The sequence below is a fragment of the Pedobacter sp. 22163 genome (assembly GCF_052045595.1).
Classification (GTDB): domain Bacteria; phylum Bacteroidota; class Bacteroidia; order Sphingobacteriales; family Sphingobacteriaceae; genus Pedobacter.
The window spans coordinates 47928-55226 of sequence record NZ_JBQEPM010000017.1 but is presented as its reverse complement, the minus strand read 5'-3'; the positions used below and the strand labels follow the sequence as shown (position 1 = coordinate 55226).

The 7299-nt window shown below is 39.0% G+C and carries 6 protein-coding genes; all 6 read left to right on the top strand.

The window, feature by feature from the left end:
* Positions 1-597 precede the first annotated feature (597 nt).
* The 6 genes from ACTJKN_RS26870 to ACTJKN_RS26845 all read left to right on the top strand — a co-directional run bounded on the left by ACTJKN_RS26870 (position 598) and on the right by ACTJKN_RS26845 (position 7130).
* Positions 598-1452: a UDP-2,3-diacylglucosamine diphosphatase gene (locus ACTJKN_RS26870; RefSeq protein WP_230143385.1), complete on the top strand. Its 855-nt coding sequence runs from the start codon at positions 598-600 to the stop codon at positions 1450-1452.
* 20 nt (positions 1453-1472) lie between these two features.
* Positions 1473-2462, top strand: a complete 990-nt coding sequence (locus ACTJKN_RS26865) for a glycosyltransferase family protein (RefSeq protein WP_440828695.1) — start codon at positions 1473-1475, stop codon at positions 2460-2462.
* Positions 2463-3393: 931 nt separating this feature from the next.
* Positions 3394-4374 carry a DUF6427 family protein gene (locus ACTJKN_RS26860; RefSeq protein WP_440828694.1) on the top strand — a complete coding sequence of 327 codons (981 nt, stop codon included), beginning with the start codon at positions 3394-3396 and terminating at the stop codon, positions 4372-4374.
* Positions 4375-4529: 155 nt separating this feature from the next.
* On the top strand, positions 4530-5264 hold the full coding sequence (locus ACTJKN_RS26855; protein WP_440828693.1) for a type III pantothenate kinase: 735 nt from the start codon (positions 4530-4532) through the stop codon (positions 5262-5264).
* A complete protein-coding gene (locus ACTJKN_RS26850) occupies positions 5245-6558 on the top strand; it encodes an OmpP1/FadL family transporter (protein ID WP_440828692.1) in 1314 nt (437 codons plus the stop codon). Before ACTJKN_RS26855 ends, ACTJKN_RS26850 begins: the two co-directional genes overlap by 20 nt.
* Positions 6558-7130 carry a hypothetical protein gene (locus tag ACTJKN_RS26845; protein ID WP_440828691.1) on the top strand — a complete coding sequence of 191 codons (573 nt, stop codon included), beginning with the start codon at positions 6558-6560 and terminating at the stop codon, positions 7128-7130. Before ACTJKN_RS26850 ends, ACTJKN_RS26845 begins: the two co-directional genes overlap by 1 nt.
* Positions 7131-7299: the final 169 nt, after the last annotated feature.

Below are 7299 nucleotides of genomic sequence, written 5' to 3'. Positions count from 1 at the left end.
TAGCAGCCGTCATTAAAAGTAAAACTAATTATAAAAACAACTATAAAATAGCAGCATAAAACTTGGATTAGTCATAACAATCATTGCGAGAAGGCTTTTTCAGCCGACGAAGCAATCTTACAACTATCGCTAGTAGCGAGCGCTTTAAGATTGCTTCGTGCCTCGCAATGACGTCCCTTCTTAAAAGATCCTGTCAATGGTAGCGTAGTCGAAGGACCCTTTAGAAGGAAAGCTTTAGGATAATCAGGATCCGTCTCAACGATGACGACGATGGGTAATGAACCAATGACCAATGACTAATGAACTATTGAACTAAACAAACCTTCAAATGTCATTTTAACAATCTTTATCAGATGGAATAATAATTTAACAATGTCGTAACATTTGTTTGATATACAGAGTCTTACCTTTGTAATGTAAATCAGATGATATGTTAGAATCATTCTTTGCCGTGTGTTTATTAATTGTTGTACTTTATTTCTTTAGCCCCTTTGAGGTAAAACTCGATGAGGAAGAGGAGTGGTAACACAGCTAATTTATCTCTGAACTGCTTTAATCGAGCGGTAATAAGACTCCTCCCCCTAAAATTTCCCGTTTATGGATAAAAGAAATGTCGATGTAGTCGTAATATCCGATGTACATTTAGGCACCTATGGTTGCCATGCAAAAGAACTTCTAAAATACCTTAAGAGCATAAAACCCAAAACACTGATCTTAAATGGCGATATCATCGATATCTGGCAGTTTAGCAAAAGTTATTGGCCCGAATCGCACATGAAGGTGATCCGTAAACTGATGAAATTCGTATCGGAGGGTGTTCAGGTTCACTACCTCACGGGGAATCATGATGAGATGCTCCGCAAATTTGATGGCATGGAAATGGGCACTTTCCATCTCCAGAATAAGTTGATTTTAGAGCTGGACGGTAAAAAAGCATGGTTCTTTCACGGCGATGTTTTTGATGTTACCATGCAGCACTCTAAATGGCTGGCTAAACTTGGTGCGGTTGGCTACGATACACTGATCCTCATTAATAGTTTTGTAAACTGGGTACTTACCGCATTTGGGCGGGAGAAGATGAGCTTTTCGAAAAAAATCAAAGCTAAATTTAAAGATGCCGTTAAATTCATCAATAGTTTTGAGCAAACAGCAGCAGAACTGGCCATCGAAAAAGGGTATCAGTATGTTGTTTGTGGTCATATCCACCAAGCCGAGCAACGCGAAATCGCCACAGAAGATGGAAAAGTGCTTTACCTGAACAGTGGAGATTGGGTAGAAAGTTTAACCGCTTTAGAGTATGAAAATAAAAACTGGACGGTTTTTAAGTACGAACATCAACATTTCACGAAAGACGAATTGGATGAAGGAATCCTTTCTGATGCAGAGGATTTGAAAAGTAAACTAGACATAAATATTCTTTTACAGAATATAAAATATGAAATTGCCCAATAATTTTAGATATTCGGGCATAAATGAAGATACTTTACGCAATACAGGGAACAGGTAATGGTCATATCAGCAGGGCGCGGGAGATTATTCCCTTGCTTCAGCAATATGGCGAATTGGATATTTTAGTAAGTGGAACACAGGCCGATGTGAAACTCAGTCAGCCTGTAAAATACCAATTGCATGGTTTCAGCTTTATCTTTGGGAAAAAAGGTGGTGTAGACCATTTTAAAACATGGCTGAACATGAATCTTTTCCGATTTAGAAAAGATATGAAGCAGCTTCACCTTAAAGAGTACAACTTAATTGTTAACGATTTTGAACCTGTAAGCGCCTGGGCCTGTAAACTGCAGGGCATAGAATGTGTATCATTGAGTCATCAGGCTGCATTTAAATCTAAAAAAGTACCGCGCCCGAGAACTTTAGATTGGGGGAAACTGATTTTGAGCCGTTATGCACCTACCAAATATCACATTGGCTTTCATTTCGACCGTTACGATACTTTTATCCATACGCCGGTAATCAGGGCAGAGATCCGAAACCTGAAAAGTGAAAATTTAGGACATTATACGGTATATCTTCCAGCCATTGACGATAAACGTTTGGTAAAGCTTTTTACACAGCTGCCTGAGGTTACCTGGCAGGTTTTTTCTAAACACAGTAAAGTTGCCTACCAGGAAGGGAATGTTTTTGTGGAACCTGTTAACAACGAAAAATTTAATAAAAGCCTGGCCACCTGCGAAGGTTTGTTTACCGGCGGCGGTTTCGAAGGACCTGCTGAAGCACTTTATCTAAAGAAAAAACTGCTGGTGGCACCTATGCGTTTCCAGTTTGAACAACAATGTAACGCCTACGCCTTAAAACAGTTCGGTTTGCCTGTAATTTGGGGAAGTACCAGGAACTGGTTGCCGATTATTAAAAACTGGGTAGAAAACCCTCAACAGCACGAGTTTAATTTTCCGGATGAAACAGCGCAGATCATTGATGATATGGTGAGGAAATACGCGAGGGTTTAGTCTTGAGTCTTCGGTCCTGAGTCCAAAGTCAATTGGCCTATGATGTGTCATCCTGAGCGTAGTCGAAGGATCTCTATCATGATTTTACTTACCAGAGTTAGCTGTTTGATTTTGGAAATGAATGCCAGAAGCTTTTGGCTTGCACAGCCCCGTTATTCGCTATAGCCCGATAAAGGATCGGGGCTGCCGCTGCTCCCGGGTTTATTTAACGTAAAGCAGCGCTTTTGGGAATGGTTAGCTATCTATCGCCTATTTGTACCTTCCACTATGGCCTATCTGCTTTGGTCTTTAGGATTATTCTAATCCATGGCACTTACTGCGTAATCTAAACCTGACAGGAGCGGACACCGAACGTAGAGAGGTAAAGCGGATGGCAGGACTATCGGAACCGATACAAACAGGAACCTGCTTTTCTAAAAAAGAATAAGATATCTTCTTTATGCCCCTTATCAAACGGTCTTCGACTCCGCTCAGACTGACAATTTTTGAGTGGATTTAATGAGATTATATTTTAATCTTTTCCGCTTATTTTTAGTCCGTGGCACTTACTGCGTAATCTAAACCTGACAGTAGCGGACACCGAACGTAGAGAGGTAAAACGGATGGCAGGACTATCGGAACCGATACAAACAGGAACCTGCTTTTCTAAACAAGAATAAGATATCTTCTTATGCCCCTTAATCAAAACGGTCTTCGACTCCGCTCAGACTGACAGATTTATGGATGCCTGTTAATAGGATAAAATATAACCCGTCCCTTTGGTCTTTAGTCTTTAAGCTTTGATCTTTCGGCTTTGATCTTTCGGCTTTGGTCTTTCTGCTTTTGTCCTTCCGCTCAACGCTTAACGCCCTCCGCTTTAATCTTGAAGCCTTAGTCTTTCTTCTGCTACTATTAAATTATTTTCTTTACTTTGCCTACTCTTTAAAAAGGCATGATTAATCAGTTTAGAAAGCTAAATCCAATTAACCTCGTATTCTTGCTGGCATACACATTCTTTTTGCGTATTGCCATTTTTCATGAAACGCACGATAAGCTGAACTTTGATTTTTTGGAGCCATTTGCCCGGTTATTGATCAATATAGATTTAGACAATGCCTTTACGCCATATACCAATATTTTTATCGCGGCACTTCTGGTTTATGTACAGGCTTTAATTTTCAACCGGATTGTAAACAACCATAATTTATTGGCTAAACCCAGTTTCCTGCCGGGGCTGATGTTTATAACAGGAACAAGCCTGTTCATGCCTTTTATGATCCTAAGCCCGGCATTGTTGTGCAACTTTCTCTTGATCTGGATTATAGATAAGTTTTTAAAACTGGGTAAAAGTGCGAATTCCATTACCACTGTTTTCGATATCGGGATGATTATCGGGGTTGGAACATTGATCTATTTTCCGTTTATGGCCATGTTGCTGATGATCTTTTTAGCACTGTTGCTTTTCAGGTCGTTTAACTGGCGAGAATGGGTAGCTGGCTTGATCGGCTTTATTACAGTTTTCTTTTTTCTGGCTGTATTTTATTATTGGAATGATAATTTAAGCTCGTTTTATCAGATCTGGAAACCATTGGGCAATAAGTTCCCTTCGGTTTTCAAAATCAACTATAACGATTACCTGGTGCTGATCCCGGTAACGGTAATTATCATACTGGCATCACTACAGCTCCGCGAAAATTTCTTCAGGAGTTTTATCAGTACACGGAAAAGTTTTCAGCTGTTATTTTTCATGTTTATTATTTCTGCAGCTAGTTTTTACCTCAAACCCGATTTCAGGACCTGGCATTTTTTGCTGTGTGTACCGCCGGGATCGGTACTGTTGGCATACTATTTCAGCAATGCCAAAAAACGTTGGTTTTATGAAACACTGTTCATTTTATTTGTGCTTTCGATACAGTATTTTCTGTTTGTTTAACCTTTTTTAACAAATAACTAGAGCGAAACTTGACAAAGATTAATAGCTTTGTGCATGATTTTAGAATTAAAGCTTTTTTAGTTTTAATCAAGATGGATAAAAAATGGGATCATTGGAATTTCTAAGAACATATTATTTGCAGTGGGAGATTTTAAATGCGTAGGTTAAGCATTGATATTGGAAATTCTGCTGTGAAGGTTGCTGTTTTTGCAAATAAGGAAATTATTCACCATCAGCGTTTCAATAAAATTGGGATACTTGATCTGGCTCAATTGATTGAGAAGTTTTCGCCAGCGAAATCCATCATCAGTAGTGTTAACCAGGAAGTTGGACCATTAGAAGTATTTTTAAAAAAGCATACCGAGTACATCCGTTTTTCAACCATGTTGACGAATGGCGTACAAAATAGATATAAAACGCCAGTTACTTTAGGATTAGATAGATGGGCTGCTATTTTGGGTGCAAATGGCTTACATCCAGCAAACGCAAGTTTAGTGGTAGATGCAGGTACCTGCATTACTTACGATGTTTTAAGTAGCACGAAGGAATATTTTGGCGGTAGTATAAGTCCTGGCATTAAAATGCGTTTTAAGGCTGTACATGAATTTACCGGCCGTTTACCTTTGGTGGAGTGGGATGCAAATGAGGCTATTGTAGAAGGTACTGATACCCAATCGGCAATCAAAAACGGGGTTTTACAAGGAATAATAAACGAAATTGAAGGCTTTATTGCCCTAAATAATAAAAAAGAAAGTGCTCTGAAGGTAATTATAACGGGGGGTGATGCTAATTTTTTGTATAAACAATTACAAAACAGCATCTTTGCGCCTCAAATTATAAAAGATCCTTACTTAGTATTAAAAGGATTAAATGAAGCTATTGCAGATTAAAATGTACAAAAGAATAAATTATATTGCAGCCATACTCGTTCTAGTTTGTGGTTTAAGTGCTCAGGCACAGGTTACCACTTCATCACCATATTCAAGATATGGACTTGGAAATATAAAGGGATCTTTATTGCCCCAGCTTAGAGCAATGGGTGGAATTTCTACCGCTGTAGGTAAAGTAACAGGGTTCAATTATATTAATATGCAAAACCCTGCATCTTATGCCGGAATAACTTTAACTACCATTGATGTGGGAATGAGTGCTGGTTTAACCAATCTTTCGCGAAACAATTTAAGCGAAACGAGCTTCAATTCTACTTTTAGCCATTTGGCATTTGCCGCTCCGGTTACCAAAAGATCGGCCTTGAGTTTTGGTATTTTACCTTACTCAGATTTGGGTTATTCTTACAGAAACACCACCAAAGTAGATACAACCACTTTAGACCAGCTTTATGAAGGCGAAGGCGGCTTATCAAAGGCTTATTTAGGTTACGGCTATCGTTTTGGCGATCATTTAAGAATTGGTGGTAACTTAGAATATATTTTTGGTAACCTCCAAACTACGAGGGCTACCGAATTTCAATCAGTAGGGTCATATAATGCTAAACTTCAAAATAAAAATAGTGTTGGCGGTATAAATTACTCTTATGGCATTCAGTACGATTTTAATATCGGTAAGAAAACAATTATGACCCTGGGTTATTCTGGAAGTACTTCCGGGAAAATAAATTCAACGCAAACTTCTTTTGCTACGTTCTATACAAGAGATCAAAGTGGTAATGAAAACCCTGCAGCCGATACGTTAAATATCGCAAATAACGGAAAATCTAATCTTACCTTGCCATTAACGCACAATTTTGGGATCTCTATCCAGCAAAATGATAAGTGGATGATCGGTGCCGATTTTAGAATGAGTAAATGGTCTGCAACAAGTATCAATAATGTGAGTCAGGGTTTGCAAGATAGCTGGGGCGCATCGCTCGGTGGCCAGTGGACACCAGATGCATTTTCTTACAACAGTTATATGAAACGTGTAGATTACCGCCTTGGTGTTAATTACGATAAAACTTATATCAAAATCGGTAATCAGGATATCAAACAAATGGGCGCATCGTTAGGTTTTGGCTTCCCGTTGCCTACTGCTAACGGTGGTACAGCATTTTATAAAATCAACTTCACAACCGAGTTCGGACAAAGGGGAACGTTAAGCGATAACCTTGTTAAAGAGAAGTTTATTAACTTCCACTTAGGCTTCACCTTGAACGATACCTGGTTCCGTAAGTACCGTGTAGACTAATGAATTTAAGGACATTTTTATATGGTCTGTTTCTGGTGTTGCCTTTTTTTCTGGCTTCCTGTGGAGACGACGACCTAAAAAATGCCAGTTCAGTTTCACCAAATAAAGTAATCCTGTCCAGAGATCGGACCATCGGTGTCGATATCACGTACAGTGATTCGGCCAGAATTAAGGCTAAGGGTTATGCGCCGATAATGGATAAGGTTACGCCTTCGAACGGAAGTGCTTATCAGGAAATGATTAAGGGTGTAAATATCGATTTTTATAACCCTAATGGAACCATTGATGGGAACCTGGTTTGCGATTACGCCATTAGGAAGGATAATGAGCTTAAAACCGAATTCAGGAAAAATGTAGTCGTAAAAAACAGTAAAGGCGATACTTTCTCTTCGCAGGAGCTGATTTGGGATGAGTCCAAAAAGATTTTTTATTCCAATCAACGGGTATATGTGAAAGGAGTAGATGGAAGCATAGGCGAAGGAATCAACTTTAAAGCGCCGCAGGATTTTAGTACGTATGAAATGGACAGCGGAAATGGTGAGCTGAACATGAAGGAAGGCGTAGCGCCTTAGTCGCAATGTATAAATGATGGAAGGAGTGAATTATTGAATGTTTAAATGGATTTATTCATCTCATCTTTCAATAAGTCCATCATTCAAAATTTCGCCATTCAATAATTCTGGTCATTCAATCACTCAAAATTCTCTCATTCAATCATTAAAACCAGGCTTGTATTTGCTT